This is a genomic window from Mycobacterium sp. (assembly GCF_035314665.1).
Lineage (GTDB): Bacteria > Actinomycetota > Actinomycetes > Mycobacteriales > Mycobacteriaceae > Mycobacterium.
This window is the reverse complement of the sequence record NZ_DATFZD010000370.1, coordinates 1-15,392: the sequence shown is the minus strand read 5'-3', so window position 1 is coordinate 15,392 and position 15,392 is coordinate 1. Positions and strand designations below refer to the sequence as shown.

Annotated in this window: 8 protein-coding genes and 1 tRNA gene; 1 reads left to right on the top strand and 8 read right to left on the bottom strand. The window is 64.4% G+C overall.

Annotated features, from left to right (window positions below):
• Nucleotides 1-64: 64 nt before the first annotated feature.
• The 5 genes from pks2 to VKI00_RS26035 all read right to left on the bottom strand — a co-directional run bounded on the left by pks2 (nt 65) and on the right by VKI00_RS26035 (nt 10,597).
• Nucleotides 65-6,436, bottom strand: a complete 6,372-nt coding sequence (gene pks2 / locus VKI00_RS26055; protein WP_324443383.1) for a sulfolipid-1 biosynthesis phthioceranic/hydroxyphthioceranic acid synthase — start codon at nt 6,434-6,436, stop codon at nt 65-67.
• A 213-nt stretch (nt 6,437-6,649) separates the two neighbouring features.
• Nucleotides 6,650-6,734 (bottom strand) — tRNA-Ala (locus tag VKI00_RS26050).
• A 299-nt stretch (nt 6,735-7,033) separates the two neighbouring features.
• Nucleotides 7,034-8,641, bottom strand: a complete 1,608-nt coding sequence (locus VKI00_RS26045; RefSeq protein ID WP_324443382.1) for a CoA transferase — start codon at nt 8,639-8,641, stop codon at nt 7,034-7,036.
• Between the two features lie 116 nt (nt 8,642-8,757).
• Nucleotides 8,758-9,810: an alcohol dehydrogenase gene (locus tag VKI00_RS26040; protein ID WP_324443381.1), complete on the bottom strand. Its 1,053-nt coding sequence runs from the start codon at nt 9,808-9,810 to the stop codon at nt 8,758-8,760.
• Between the two features lie 34 nt (nt 9,811-9,844).
• On the bottom strand, nt 9,845-10,597 hold the full coding sequence (locus VKI00_RS26035; RefSeq protein ID WP_324443380.1) for a hypothetical protein: 753 nt from the start codon (nt 10,595-10,597) through the stop codon (nt 9,845-9,847).
• Nucleotides 10,598-10,730: 133 nt separating this feature from the next.
• Between VKI00_RS26035 and VKI00_RS26030 the strand changes: the two genes are divergently transcribed.
• Nucleotides 10,731-11,558, top strand: coding sequence for a helix-turn-helix transcriptional regulator (locus VKI00_RS26030; protein ID WP_324443379.1), 828 nt, complete (start codon nt 10,731-10,733; stop codon nt 11,556-11,558).
• Nucleotides 11,559-11,684: 126 nt separating this feature from the next.
• Here the strand turns inward: VKI00_RS26030 and VKI00_RS26025 are convergent, their stop codons facing one another.
• The 3 genes from VKI00_RS26025 to VKI00_RS26015 form a co-directional block, all read right to left on the bottom strand.
• Entirely contained in the window at nt 11,685-12,284 is a 600-nt protein-coding gene (locus VKI00_RS26025; RefSeq protein WP_324443378.1) for a recombinase family protein, read from the bottom strand.
• Nucleotides 12,285-12,477: 193 nt separating this feature from the next.
• The gene (locus VKI00_RS26020) at nt 12,478-13,497 is read right to left on the bottom strand and encodes a DUF4238 domain-containing protein (protein WP_324443494.1); all 1,020 of its coding nucleotides are present in this window, start codon (nt 13,495-13,497) and stop codon (nt 12,478-12,480) included.
• Nucleotides 13,498-13,850: 353 nt separating this feature from the next.
• Nucleotides 13,851-15,263: a DUF3631 domain-containing protein gene (locus VKI00_RS26015; protein ID WP_324443377.1), complete on the bottom strand. Its 1,413-nt coding sequence runs from the start codon at nt 15,261-15,263 to the stop codon at nt 13,851-13,853.
• Nucleotides 15,264-15,392: the final 129 nt, after the last annotated feature.

The following is a 15,392-nucleotide window of genomic DNA, read 5'->3' as shown; positions in this document are numbered from 1 at the left end:
AAAGCCCGGGCGCTGACCCTGCACCTGCAAACACCCGAACCTCCTTCAGTCCAGCACCAGCGGATCAGCCAACATGTCGATGTGCCGACCTATTGCGACGGTGCCGAGCCGGCCTGTCCGATGCCAGCTCTTCGCACAGGAGCCCGGCCAAACCCTGAATGGTGGTGATGTCGTTGGTGGTGACCCGTAACCCTGTTTCGGCCTCGATGCGGGTGCGCAACTCGAGGTTGCCCATGGAGTCAAGGCCATATTCGGAGAGGGGGCGATCCGGATCGATGGTGCGACGCAGAATCAGGCTGACCGCGTCGGAGATCACGCGACGGAGGCGGGCGGGCCACTCTTCCGGCGACAGCGCATACAATTCGTCAAGCAGATCATTTGTGTTCGTTGAGCTTTGGCTCGTGGACCGAAATAACTCAGCGAACGGGCTACGTTGTGCGTAGGCGGCAAACCACGGCGTTCCGGTCATATTTGCGTACCCGGAGTACGCGCGGTCGTGGCGCAGCAGTGTCTGGAACGCGTCGGCACCCTCGTCGGCGGTGAAAGCGGTGTCACGCCAGTGCGCGATGGCAGTGCCTTCGCCGCCCTGCCCGGGAGCCAGCTCTTCGCCGGTCTCGGCGCGCACTTCGGCCGCGCGACCGACCTCGGCCCACAATGCCCACCCGATCCCCGTGGCGGTAAGGCCCTGGGCTCGTCGCCATCGCGCGAATGCGTCCAGCCAACTGTTGGCCGCGGCGTACGCCCCTTGCCCGGGCGAGCCAACCAGACCCACCGCCGAGGAGAACAGGCAGAACCAATCCAGCGACAGGCTGGCCGTGACCTGGTGTAAGTTCCACGCACCGTTGGCTTTTGGAGCCCAGTTGCGCTCGATGAGATCGTCGGTCATGTTGGCCAGCATCGCGTTCTCGAACACCGCAGCGGCATGCAGCACCCCGCGCAACGGAAGCCCGGTGGCGGTCGCGACGCCCACCAAACGCGCCGCCGTGCCTACTTGGGTGATGTCGCCGCATTCCACCTCGATGTCGGCGCCCATCGCGCGCATGAGCTCGATCGTTTCCAGCGCCTTGGGATTAGGTTGCGAGCGGGAGCTCAGCACGATGCGGCCACAACCGGCCGCGGCCATCTTCTCGGCGAGGAAGAGTCCGATGCCACCCAAACCGCCGGTGACGATGTAGGAGCCGTCTTGCCGGAAAACCCGGGCCTGTTTGGGCGGTACGACGACGTCGGTCTGCCCGGACTGGGGCACGTCGAGCACGAGCTTGCCCGTGTGCTCTGCCGCGCTCATCGCGCGGACAGCCGTGGCGGCGTCGCCAAGCGGATAGTGAGTGGTTTCCGGTAACGGCAACTCACCGTCTGCGACCAGCTTGTACACCTTGCCCAGCAGGTCGCCGATCCGCTTCGGGTGACTCTTTGACATCAGCGTCAGATCGGCGTAGTGAAAGGCGAGGTTGCGATGGAATGGGAAGAGCCCCAACCGGGTGTTCGCGTAGACGTCGTGCCTACCGATCTCCACGAATCGTCCGCCGACGGAGAGCAATTCCAGCCCCGCGCGCTGTGCGCCGCCGGTCAATGAGTTGAGCACGATGTCGACGCCGGATCCATCGGTGTCACGCCGGATCTGCTCCGCGAACTCGGTGCTGCGAGAGTCGTAGACGTGCTCAATACCCATGTCGCGCAATAGTGCTCGCCGCTGCTCGCTGCCGGCAGTAGCGAAGATCTCGGCTCCCGCTGCGCGAGCGATCGCGATCGCCGCCTGCCCGACGCCGCCGGTGGCGGAGTGGATCAACACGCGGTCGCCACTGGCGATCCTGGCCTGATCGTGCAGGCCATGCCAGGCGATGGCATGCGCGGTGCTCACCGCCGCCGCTTGCTGGTCGGTGAGGCCCGGGGGCAGCGTCATGGCTAGGCGGGCGTCACATGTGACAAACGTTGCCCAGCAACCGCTTTGAGAGAAGCCACCAACGTGGTCGCCCACCCGATGAGTTATCACGTCGGTACCGACCGCGATCACAACGCCGGCAAAATCCATTCCGAGCTGTAGTGGATCCCCGTCGATACCGGGATACCGGCCGAGGGCAAACAGGGTATCGGCGTAGTTGACGCTGGACGCGGTTACCGCGACCTCAATCTCTCCCGGCCCCGGCGAAACGCGTTCGAACGCAGCCAGTTCCATCGTTTCCAGGTCACCAGGCAGGCGCATCCTCAGGCGCATACCACCGTGGGGGTGCTTCACCACGGCGGTTCGCCGCTCCTCAGGGCGTAGCGGTGCCGGGCTCAGGCGCGCTGTATGCCATTGACCGTTCCGCCAGGCCGTCTCGTCCTCCTCCGACGCCCCGAGCAGTTGCCGTGCCAACTGCTCGGCATCGGTGTCCTCGTCCATGTCGATCTGGGTGGCGCGCAGATGCAGATATTCAGTGCTGATCGCCCGCACTAGGCCCCGAATCCCGGCCTGCTCCAGGTTCGTCACGTCTCCCGGCAAAACGCTCTGGGCGTCCCGGGTCACGACGTAGAGGCGCGGTGGTTCTTCGTCGAATTCCGTGATCGCCCTGGCGATCCGCGCCAGGTGACGCACATAGTCCCCACCGCGCAGGGCGCATTCGTCATCCGGGTTGCCGTTCTTGGGGCCGGTGAGTATGACCACACCGCTGACCTCGTCGGCGGCAAGATGCGAGCCGAGCAATTCGACATTGGCCTGCTGATCGGAATGCTGCGGCCAGGTCATGGTCGCACAGCCGGCGCCCTTCGCTTTCAGCGCATCGGTCAGCTTTGTCGCCATGACGTCTGCAGTGGCGGAAGTGCTGATCAGCAAGCATGCTCCCGGGCCGACGCGGTCCAGATCGGGCAGTGCTCGCTGTTTCCACTCGACGGTCAGTAGCCGCTCGTTCAGCACGCGATCGCGGTTTGCGCTCTCCGAGGCCCCGATACCGAGTTGCAGTCCGCGCACGGCCAGCAGGACAGTCCCGTGCTCGTCGAGCACATCAAGGTCGGCCTCCAACGCGGCCCCATCGGCACTGGTCACCCTCGTATAGCAGTAACGGGCCGTGCGGGCAGGAGCGTAGGCCCGGATCCGGTGTACGCGCAGCGGCAGCAGCAGACCCACGCTACCTGCGACCTGGGCGTCGGAATGAGCCGCCACCGACTGGAAACAGACATCCAGCAAGGCGGGATGCATGCCGTAGGCGCTTTGTTGCGAGCGGACAGTGCCGGGCAGCCTCAACTCGGCCAGCACTGTGCCGCCCGTCTTGTCCGCGCTGTGCACTGCGGCCAGTCCGGCAAAAGCCGGGCCGTACTGTAAACCGTGCTCGTCGAATTGCTTTCGCAGCTCGGCCCCGTCCAGCCGGCATGAGTGGGCCGTGACTAAAGCGGGCATGTCGTACGGCGGTGGCTGGTCCTCGTATCCTGCGGCATGAAGCACCGCTGCCGCCCGCCGAATCCGCGTGCCGTCCTGAAAGGTCTCCACCACGAAGTCGACGGCGCCCGGCGAAGTCGCCGACGCGATCGCGGATACCGGGGTCTCGTCGTCCAGCAACAGCATTGCCTCGAAACGGATGTCGCGAACTTCGGAGTTGTCGCCGAGGACCGTGCGAGCTGCGGCCCACGCCATCTCGCAATAGGCCGCCCCGGGAAGAGCAGCGACATTGTGTATCCGATGGTCAGCCAGCCAGGGGTGCGCCGCGGTGCCGACCTCCCCCTGCCAAACGTGGCGCTCCGGCTGCTCGTTTAATCGCACATGCGCACCCATCAGCGGGTGCACCGGGACTGTGCAGGCGCCGCGCGGCCGCGAATCCTGATCGCCGCCGGTGAGAAGCAGGGGGCGGTGACTCCATGTCGGTAGCGGCGCATCCACCAGCTGGCCCGCCGGGTAGATCAGCGAGAAATCGATTGCCGCGCCGGCACTGTGCAGATCGGCCAGGAAACCGCGCAGCCCGTGCGGCAGCCCTTGTTCGCGGCGCATGGCGGCGAGTGCAGCTAGGGGCATGCTGAGGTTGTCGGCGGTCTGCTCGACAGCGTGGGTGAGCAGGGGGTGCGGAGCCAACTCGGCGAACACTCGGTAGCCGTCCTCCAACGCCGCCCGCGCGGCTGCGGCGAAACGCACCATGTGACGCAAATTGTCCGACCAGTACCAGGCATCGCACACGGGCTGCTCGCGCGGGTCGAACGCGGTCGCGGAGTAGAAGGGCACCTCCGGTGTCATCGGGTTGAGCTCTGCCAGCACGTCGCACAGCTCGTCGAGAATCGGGTCGACCTCAGGGGAGTGCGAGGCGACATCGACGGCGATCTCGCGGGCCAACACGTCCCGTTGCTCCCATGCCGCGACCAGGTCGCGCACCGTTTGCTTGGCGCCGCCGATCACCGTGGACTGCGGCGAGGCCACTACCGCCAGCACGACGTCGTCGACACCGCGAGCCATGAGTTCTAAAAGCACTTGCTCGGCAGGCAGGTCCACCGACGCCATCGCCCCGGAACCAGCGATCGTGGACATCAGCCGCGAGCGGCGGCAGATCACCCGCACCCCGTCTTCCAGCGATAGCGCTCCCGCCACAACCGCGGCCGCGGCCTCGCCCATCGAGTGGCCGATCACGGCTCCGGGCTGGACACCGTACGCCCTCATCGCGGCCGCCAGCGCGACTTGCATGGTGAACAGCGCGGGTTGGATCCGATCGATCCCGGTCACCGTCTCGGGCGCCAAAATCGCTTCGGTCACAGAGAATCCGGACTCTCGGTCGATCAGCGGCTCCACCTTGGCGACAGTCGCTGCGAATACCGGTTCGGTCGCGAGCAGCTCGGCGCCCATCGCCGCCCACTGCGAACCCTGTCCGGAGAAAAGCCATACCGGTCCTCGATCGTCCTGCCCGACCGCGGGCTGATGCGGAAAGTCGTCGTCGGCAACCTTGCGCAAACCCTCGGCCAGCTCCTCGAGGCTGCCCGCGATGACCGCCGTGCGTACCGGCCGGTGCGCACGGCGGCGAGCCAGGGTGTACGCCAGATCCGATGCCGCGAGGTCCGACGTGTGTGCGTCGACCCAGTCAGCGAGCCGACCAGCGGTTCGCCGCAGCGCGTCGGCCGACGTGGCCGACAGCGGGAAAAGCAGTGGACCATCCATGCCGGGAGTGGTTGGCGCCTCGCCCGGCGCGATCGTCTCAGGAGCTTGCTCCACAATCGCGTGCACATTGGTCCCCGAGAACCCGTACGACGACACCGCCGCCCGCCGGGGTCCATCGTGACCGGTGCTGGGCCATGGCGTATTTTCTTGCGGCACAAAGAGATTGGTCTCGATCTGAGCCATCTCATCCGGCAGCCGGGTGAAGTGCAGATTGCGCGGAATCACACCGTGCTGCAGCGCGAGGACCGCCTTCATCAGCCCCAGCGCTCCGGCAGCCGACTGGGTGTGCCCAAAGTTCGTCTTCACCGATGCGAGCGCGCACGGCCCGTCAAGGCCATACACCTCCGCCAGGCTGGCGTATTCAATGGGATCACCCACCGGGGTGCCGGGGCCGTGTGCCTCCACCATGCCAACGGTGCGGGCGTCCACACCCGCCACAGCCAATGCCGCCCGATAGGCCTCGACCTGCGCGGCCCGCGACGGCGTCACGATATTCACCGTGTGGCCGTCCTGATTGGCGGCCGTGCCGCGTAGCACGGCCAGGATCCGGTCGCCGTGGCGGAGCGCATCCGGTAGCCGCTTGAGCAACAGCACTGCGCAACCCTCGCCGGCCACGAAACCGTCGGCGGCGATGTCGAACGCATGGCAGCGTCCGGTCGCGGAAAGCATTCCGATGGCAGAACCCGAGCAGGATTTGCGCGGTTCAAACGACACCGAGGCGCCGCCCGCCAGGGCAATGTCGCTTTCGCCCTCGTGCAAGCTGCGATAGGCCACATGCACGGCGGCCAAGCCGGACGAGCACGCGGTGTCCACCGTCATAGCCGGACCATGCAGTCCCATCGTGTAGGCAATCCGCCCGGAGCCCATGGCGAAGCTATTGCCCATGTATCCGTACGGACCCTCCAATGCGTTGGCCTCAGCGTGCACGAATTGGTAGTCGTCGTGCATCAACCCGATGAACACGCCGGTCCGTGAGTCGGCCAGCGCCTTCGGAGTGAGACCGCCGTGCTCCATCGCCTCCCAGGAGGTTTCCAGCAGCAAGCGGTGCTGCGGATCCATCGCGGTCGCTTCTTTGTCGGTGATGCCGAAAAAGTCAGGATCGAAGCCGGCGACGTCATCTAGGAATGCGCCCCACTTGCACACCGACCGACCGGGCGCGCCAGGCTCGGGATCGTAATACTCGTCGGCGTCCCATCGGTCGGGTGGAATTTCGGTGACCAGGTCGTCGCCGCGCAGCAACGCCTCCCATAACTGTTCTGGAGAGTCGATGCCTCCAGGCAGCCGGCAAGCCATGCCGATCACCGCAACCGGAGTGAGAGGCGACTTGATCATCGGGACCAAAGATATAGCCGTTCCTCAGTCCGCACCCCATTACGTATTAGCCCGAACAAAACCATTCCCTCCTCAGCAAGGGTGCAGTGGCGCTGTGGGCAGCCTTAATCGCTGGGAGGGAACCCGTCGGTTGTCGGGCTGACTATGGCGACGTCAATATCGGTCGGCCGCTGCAACGGGATATCTAGATGACTTTCTTGGTGGAGCTAAGGGTGGAGCTAAGGGGATTCGAACCCCTGACCTACTCGATGCGAACGAGTCAACATGGGCGTTTGTTGCGATTGATCGCGTTGGCTCCGTACAAAAGTCCGAGGTCAGACGGTTGGGAGCGTTGGCAAGCGAGGGCCGCTGATGAAACTACTGCGGACGCACCGCGGACGTCGATATGTAGCAGACGTCGGATGCACCAAGACCTCAACCAAATACGCTATCCGGTAATGCCGTTCGCGCCGCACGGGAGCGACACTCCTGCGCGCGGAGACGAGCACGGTGGAATGTACATCGGCACGATCAACGATTGTCAACTACCGCCAGACGGCATCGGGCCCGGACCCCACGCTGGGAGTGCGGGTTGGGTCCGGGCCAGGTGCTTCCGGTTTAGACGTGGACTGCTGCGTACTTTCGCAGTTGGGCTTCTAGGGCCTCCGGCTTGGAAACCAGGCCGACGACGCCACCCCCATCGCCGCGATCCTCGATGCCGAAGTTCGGCACCAAGTTGCGAATGCGGCCCTCCCGCGCCAACTTCGACGGATAGTGCGGCGTCTGCGGTGGCGCGTCGCCGGCCGGGTTCGCCGTCCACCCGATGGTGTCGGGGTCAGTGCCCGGCCACGCGGGCGGGCGTAACGCCATCGACGGGGTGTGGCTGAACGCCACCGGTGGAGCGAACCGCGTGAAGGTGCCCCACGGGCTGACCTGGTCCACGCCGTGGTCGATGAGGTCCTGCTCGGTGATCGGCGCGTAGGGCTCGTCATCGACCGGCCCGACGAGCGTTTGACCGAAGGTGGAACAACGGGTGAGCGAGGTGTCGACGCGCCAGAAACCGCCCTGTTCTTCGCGCTCGGCCAGCGCCGCCACCACCGCAATGGCCAACAGATAGCCGGTCAGGTGGTCATTCATCAGCGCGGGGGTCACGGTGGGAGCGTCTAGCCCCAGACCCTCGGAATGCACATGCGCGGTGCCGCTGACCGCCTGCGCAATCTGCTCAAATCCCCGGCGCCCAGCCCACGGCGTACCGAGGGAAGCGAACGACTCGGACCCGTAAACGAGATTGGGATTGATGTCGCGCAGCTCGGCCTCGCTGAGACCAAGACCGTCAAGCGCACCAGGCCGGTTGCTGCTAAGCAACACGTCCGCGCCGACCAGCAGGTCCACGAAGCGCTTCTTACCGTCGGAACTCTTGATGTCGGTCAGGATGGATTTCTTGCCCCAGTTCACGCTCAGCCAGATCGGGGTCACCCAATCGCCGAGGGGCTTACGGACCACGATGACATCCGCGCCCTGCTCGGCCAACGCAAACCCAGCGGTGGGACCGGCAACGACGTTGGTCAGGTCAACCACCCGCACCCCTTCCAGCGGGCGATACTTGGCGTTGCCCAGCGCGCGCCTTTTGGTGGTGCCCTGTTGATCGATGTTGAACAACGGCAGCCTGGCCGTTGCTGCTCCCTGCGGGTGGGCCAGCCATTCCTGCGGCGTGCGCACCACGCCCAGCGCCAGATTGAGGCCACCCGCGACCTCATCCTCGAGCTGCTGCGCGGTGTACTTCTCGACCGCCGCTTGGATCGCCTGAGCGGTGTTCGCGCACTGCAGTTGGCCCAACAGCGCGTTGACCAAGTGCGGAAAAAGCCCAATCATCCAGACGTAGCGCCCGTCCTTCGTGCGATAGGCACCGTTGTCGGCGCCCATCGGCCACGTGTCCAGCATGACCGAATAGCCGTTGAGCAGCTGGACCTGCAGTTCGTTGAGATGAAACCCGCACAGCCGACGGTTCAGGATCATCGTCTGGGACGGCAACCCGCGTAGCTCGCCGAGATGTTCGACGACCGAGCCGAACGCGGCCATGACACCGGCGGCATAGTCGTGAAGCTTGATCGGGCTCGGCAGGTAAGACACCCCGGGCTCCACGGTGATCTTCGCAGGATCAATTGCAAACGGAAGCGCGGCCGCGACCGCGTCGTAGGCTTTCCTCTGGAACGGGTTGCTGATCATTTTGGTTCTCCTTCTTACGGATCTTTGGTGGTTTTCTTCGGTTGTGTCTCTTCGATGCCGCGGTTCTGTAATTCGTTGGCAGGAAGCGTGTTTTCAGGTGTGGCGATTGCAGAAGCTCAGCGTCCGCCAGCCCGCTCGGTGCCCATTTGGCTACTGGTCTGCATATCGAGGACCACACGAAATCTGGCCTGGCCGGACATCATTCGCTCATAGGCCGCAGGTGCCTCTTCGAAGGGCAGCACCTCGGTCATGGGTGCGACTCCGTGTGTGGCGCTGAACTGCAGGCTCGCCTCGTTTTCACTCGCCGAGCCGGTGAGGCTGCCGACGATCGAGCGGCTATCAAAGACGAGATCGGAGGCGTTGACCTCGATCGGGTCGTCGCCCACGCCGACGACCACCAGCTGACCGCGTGGTGCCAGCCCGGCCAGCAGCGGCGACATGGATGCGCCGCTGGCCGCGGTGGCCACGATCGCGACCGCTCCGCCGAGTTCCTGTAACGCCTGGGCGGGATCGACTGCGGCACTGTCGATGTAGTGGTGCGCGCCGAGTTTCTCTGCCAGCACAGCCTTGTCGGTGCCCCGAGCGATGGCCGCGACGCGGTAACCCAACTTGTTGGCGTATTGCACGCCCAGATGACCCAGGCCACCGATGCCCTGGATCGCCACCAACGCGTCGGGTTCCGCGTTCAACTTCTGCACTGCGTTGTAGGTGGTGATGCCGGCGCACAGCAGCGGAGAGGCATCCACCGACGCCAGGGCGTCGGGAATACGGACCAGCCCGGTCGCGCGGGCATAGACCACCTCGGCGTATCCGCCATCCGCGGTGGTGCCCGGCCGAGGTTGGTTTTCGCAGTTGACGAAGTCCCCGCGACGGCACCAGACACACACGCCGCAGTGGCCGCCCAAAAAACCAAGGCCAACGCGGTCACCGACGCTCCATCCACGTACTTGTTCTCCGAGCGCGTCGATGACGCCGACGACCTCATGCCCGGGTACCACCGGCCGGCGCGGGTCGGCGCGCAAGCCCTCAACGGCGAGCACATCGCTGTGGCACACGCCGCAACTGTGCACGCGAAACCGCACATGACCCGGCTGCGGCCCGAGCAGCTCGCGCTGCACCAATTCAAACTGTCGCTGCCCGGTGACCTGAAAAGCGCGGTACGTCGACATGCGAAGGCTCCTTTGGTTTGTCAAGGTGTGCGCCCTAGGACAGGGCGATGTCCTCGAGGTCGATGGAGATGATCACCGGCTCGGCCACCTTGCGGCCGTTCTCATCGGTCGGGTACACCGCGCGATGTGTCGGGAAGACGAAGCCGTCGAAGGTCTGGTGGCCCCAGCCGTAGTGCGCCGAGTCGGTCTCGGCCGGGCCGAGCACGTCTGGGCGGTAGTCGTGGCGTCGGATCAGGCCCTGCGCGTCGATGTAGTAGGTCTGCACGCGGTTGTGGGTGGCGATGCGATCGGGGAAGGTCACCTGCAGGCGGCGCCAGGTCTCGCCGTCCTCCTGCCACGGCTCGAGCTCGACGGTGGAAAAGCCCGGCTCGGCGAAGGTGAACGGCTCGGTGAGGTAGGTCCACATCGCGTAGCCCCCGAAGTACGCCGCGTGCAGCCGGTCCCACGGGGTCTGCATGGTGTGGCCGCGGAAGGAGGCGCGGGGGTTTGTGCGCTCCTCCACCAGCCGGCCGTCCACGGTCTCGATGGCGACGCGCTCGGGCGTGTAGGTGGCGCGAAGGTCGGGTTCCGCGAACGGCGCCATGGTCGCGGACTGCACATTCGGGGTGAGCGTGAGCGTGTAATGATCGAGGATGCCGGGCTGGCCCTTGAGCCCCCACAGCACACCGCCAGCGGAGACCTTCGCGGTCAGCCGCTCGAGCGAGCGCCAGCGGTCGAGGTCGCCATACGCGGTAATGACGGTGTCGAGCAGGTCAGACTTGGACGTGGCTGATGCTGTGCTGGTCATGATGATGGTTCTCCTTTGTGTGTAAATGGACCGCAGAACGTGCTCTCCTGTTGTCGATCGTGTCGAGCCGCAGCCAGGGCTGGGTAAACCCGTTGGGGCTGGTAGCGGCAGGGCGACGTTTAGGCTTAGTCGCGTGGGCAAGGCCAATCACCTGGGCGATTACCTGCGGGCACGGCGCGCGCGGGTGACACCCGCCGAGGTGGGACTGGTGCCGGGGCCGCGACGGCGGCTCGCGGGGTTGCGCCGCGACGAATTGGCCATGTTGGCCGGCATCAGCAGCGAGTATCTGCAGCGCCTGGAGCAGGGCCGCGACCGACACCCCTCCGCGGAAGTCCTCGATGCGATTGCCCGGGCACTGTGCATGGACGCCAAAGCGACCGCCCACCTGCATCAGCTCGCTCGGCCGGCCTCCCGGCCACACAGCGTGGCGCACGAGCATGTGTCGGCGGCGATCGCCGAACTGATCGACCAGTTTCCTATGCCCGCGGTCGTCGTGAGCTGGTATCAGGACGTGCTGGCCGCAAACCCGCTCGCCCGCGCGTTGTGTCCGGGATTTGAAGTGGGACAGAATCTCTCGCGTTGGCGGTTCCTCGATCCTGCGGCCGAGCAGGTGTATCCCGACTGGGACGAAGCGACCGCCCTGGCCGTTCGGGGTCTGCGGCAAGGCTCCGCCGATTATCCCGACGATCCTCGACTGCGCGCACTCATCAGCGAACTGTCCAGTGCCAGCAAGCGATTCAAGCAGCTCTGGGAACAGGCCGACGTGGGATACCCCAAGGGGATCAGCCACATGCGCCATCCAGATGTCGGCGATCTATACCTGACCCGCACGCAGCTCGACCTCACCCAGTCTCCCGGCCAATACATCATCACCTTGCACGCACCGCCCAACAGCACATCGGCACACGCACTCGAGAAGTTGCGTGCGTCGCTGCCAAAAGATTCACTGCCTGACCGCTGAGAAACAAGATCTGACAGGCCAAGCATTCCGCCAACGTTGGCGTCACCTTCAAACAGCCTTGAGTCGGCTCCAGCAGCGGCAGCGGCAACGCCCCCTATTGCTAACGCTCTCGTGCGTGCATGGAGGTCAGCCGGGCTGTTCTGCCAATACACGGTAAACAGTGGCACGGCTGACCCCAAGCGTTGCCGCAATCGTGCTCGCCGATTCACCGCTGGCGTGCATCCGCTGCGCCAGGGCAGCTTTCGACTCGTCTAATGACTTGGGCCGACCAATGGATTGCCCGCGTGCCCGGCGTGCCTCACGGGCGGCGGTGCGGCGCTCCCGACCGAGTTCCAGTTCAAGCTCCGCCAAGCTGGCAAGGACGCCCGCGACCATGCGGCCGGTGGCGTTCGAGGTGTCGATCCCCTCGCGCAACGAGCGCAAGACGATGTTCCGCTCGCCGAGTTCGCGAATCGTCGTCATCACCTCAGCAGCGTTGCGGCCCAGCCGGTCAATGCCAACCACGACGATGGCATCGCCCTCGCGTGCATAGTCCAGGAGTGCGGCGAGGCCGGGACGCTGCTCCCGCGTAGACATGCCCGACAGCTTGTCGCTATAGACGCGGGCCGTCTCAACGCCCGCACCCGTGAGTGCATCGACTTGCTGGTCGAGAGACTGGTGTCCGGTGCTGACTCGGGCGTATCCGAGTTGGGTGCCGGTCGCGGCGGGAGCGGTGTCGATAGCCATATGGAGATTGTCTCAAAAGTCGCAGAACATGTCAATATGAGACAGCTGTTTTGAGTCAACTTCTGAGACACCACCAACTGGCGTTTTCTGTAACACAACCCATCCCACCGAAGTGGTCTCAATTCTTTAGTTTCGAGATACAGCGATAGCGGCCAAGATCGAGCCTTAAGGCCAGCGACTGCTGCCTTGGCCGTCACCCTGACTGCTGGTACCAGCGTTCGACCGGCCACGGTGGAATGCGCTTGGCGTTGGCCCACCGGCTCGGGCGGTGGCTGCGGATCAGATGCTTCTCCGCGGTGTCATCGACTGGGACAGGGGCTGCTCGAGAAATCGCGGCTGCCTTCTTCGGGAGCTTAAAGCCTGAGGCGAGGTTGCGGACGGGCCGCTCGAACGTGTAAGTGGATGACGCAGCAGCGATTTCACGATTTAGTTGACCGACATCGTGAGGTCCCAGTTCGTGTGGTGGGGCCGGGATGGCGTTGAAACCGTCGAACATGGCCAGCAGCAGCCCCGGCGTCAGTGGAAATATCACGACGGCTGCGTCGCCTACGCCACCGCGTTCGCCTCGTGGGTGAGGAGGGCCGGCGATTGGGATTACCGGCTCGTCGCAGGTCAACAATATTTCTGGCACTTGGTAGATGTGCCAGCCGCGGGCGAACAGGTGCAAGCCGATCTCCTGGGCAAGCTCGCCCGACATCCCAATCGCAGAGGCTTGATGCGGGCCGACTGTGATTTCACCGCTGTTGAGTTGATCTACAAAGCCGCGAAACAACGCCAGGTTCTCAGGACTGGTTTCTAATCCCCTCTCAGACAGCTCATGTCGGATACCTTCGTCCGTGATTTCGCCGTAGGTGAGTTTGAACAAGTCGGTCATTGATGCGTGGGTGAAGGTTCGATAGTCGCGACCGCGTACATACTGGAACGCCATGTAGTTCGAGAACAGCACCCGCATCTCGTCATCGCGGAGGGCGGCGATGGGATCGTCGGTCACAGCCGCGATGAAATCGGCGCCCCATCGTTCGATCTTGCTGAGTGTCACCTCGAACAGCAAGGGCGGTATCTCTGCTGGGTCGAGGTCCGGAGATTCGATGCGGTAGTAGTCGATTTCGCTTGCCGCCCTTTTCGGCGTAGTGATCCAGGACTTGCCTTTGTCGATGTCGGTCACCCGGATCTTGCCGTCGTCGGCCCACTGCTTCAGGTAGAAGACGGGCACCAAGTGGTGCCGCCGCGGCGCTGACCTTGATTCACCGCTGCGGTTCGCTTCTTCGATGAGTTCGCGTAACGCGGCCTCATGCGGTGTCTCTCGTTCGTGGGACACGGTGCCTTCGCTGAACCTCAGAGTGTCGGGTGTACGTGGCGGCGAATGTCGAGCCACACCGTCATTTTCTCAGTGGATTCGCGTAGTGGAAGGGGTGGGTCCAAATCCCTAGCGCGGCAGGCTAGAGACCGTGACCCGGGCGTATAAGGGGGCGGACGAGTTTTGAAAATATATCGGCGTGGCTAGGTACTAGGTCTTGTTTCGTCCGGCGGTCCATGCCTTCCGCGCCGACGACTTGGGCACGACCGTCATACCGTGATGTCCAGCTTGTCGTGCCGGCGACGGCAGCGGTCGCACAAGATGCCGTCGGCGCATCGGGGGTGTTCACCACATTCGATGCAGAGTTCGCCCCCCTTGCTCGTGTTACTGGCCGCGGGCATCGCGGTCACCGTTTCAGTGGCTAGCTGAATGAGACCCTGCTGAGCCTGGTGGAGTTGGTCATCCCGGTTACCTTGGTCGCGTTCGTTGTAATCGGTGCCGGGTTCACCGGCGTTGCCAGGTGCGCCGGGTTCCGACCGGGCGATGCCGAGTCGGTGCCAGATCGGTTCAAGCTGTGCTCGTGCGTATCCCCGATGAGCGCCGGGCCGCGTTGACGTAACTTTGGCCGCCTGTACGAGGATCATGCCGAGTCGTGTATCGGTCAGCGCTTTGCCATACGAGCTGGCATGACCCCAGTAGTCGGGGTTGTGTTTGATCAACTCGGACACGAGTTCTCGGGTTGGAACGAAATGTTGGCCGCTGGGCCAGACGGTGTGGAGGTCGGTCAGCAGGACCATGCCCGGCGGCCGTCGCTTCAGCCCTGCTTCGGATTCTGCGGCGTCTTCGTCGAGGCTTTTGCGGATGAGTTGGTCGACGATGTTCGGCCATTTGCCGCTTGCCACCATTGCTATGCGCTTGAGTGGCCGCCACTTTTCTTTGAATCGGCCCACGCACCCTTCGGGCAGCGTGACCGCCATACCGGTGACTTTTGATCGTGCCGCGTCGGCCCATTCTGCGATGGCCGAGTGCAAATGGGCGGCGTCGTCGTCGATGTGCTCCCAGTCTGAATCTTCCACGGTGCCCTGGAAATCGGGCATGAGCAGGATGCGTATGGACCGCTGCACCGTGTCGTCGGGCAGCCGTGGTGCATTGCCGGCCATCGCGACCGGCGCGAACGTTGCCATCTCTTTCACCTCCCAGCCGTTCGGGCCCGAGGGAACCAACACAAGACGGACCGCACCAACGCGGTAGCCGGTGTTCAGGATGGCGAGCAAGTCTTGGGTCAGCGGGCCGTCCGGCCGCAGAGTGCGGTCTACTTCATCGAGCAAGACGGTGCGCGTCTCGGCTTCTATCGCTCGCGACAAGACTGCGGCAGAGGATAGGCCGGCTGCTTGAAGAGGCTTGTAGCACAGCCGGTTTAGGTGCTCCAAGAGTGTCGTTTTTCCGCTGCCGGGCATCGTGGAATCGATTGTCAACCGAGGGCTGCTACGTAGTTCGGTGGCCAGATGGGTGTGAATCGTCCACAACGCAACGATGTTCAGGTCGTCAGGGTCTGGCATGGCGATAAACCGGTCGAACCACGCCACGGTCCTGTCGAGGATGTCCCCTTCGTTGCCCGCTGCATCGATGAGCGACGACGCGTTGCGGTCCTGTGCGGAAAGTGCTGCTTCGGTTGCGTCCACCAAGGTGGTGTATGAGTCGGGCCTGATCGCATGGCCCGGCGTGTCGTAGCCGGATAGATGAAGGTCATCGCGTGATTCTTCGAGAGACCGTCCAAAGTCACTCGAGCAAAGGAATCGACGCGATGACCA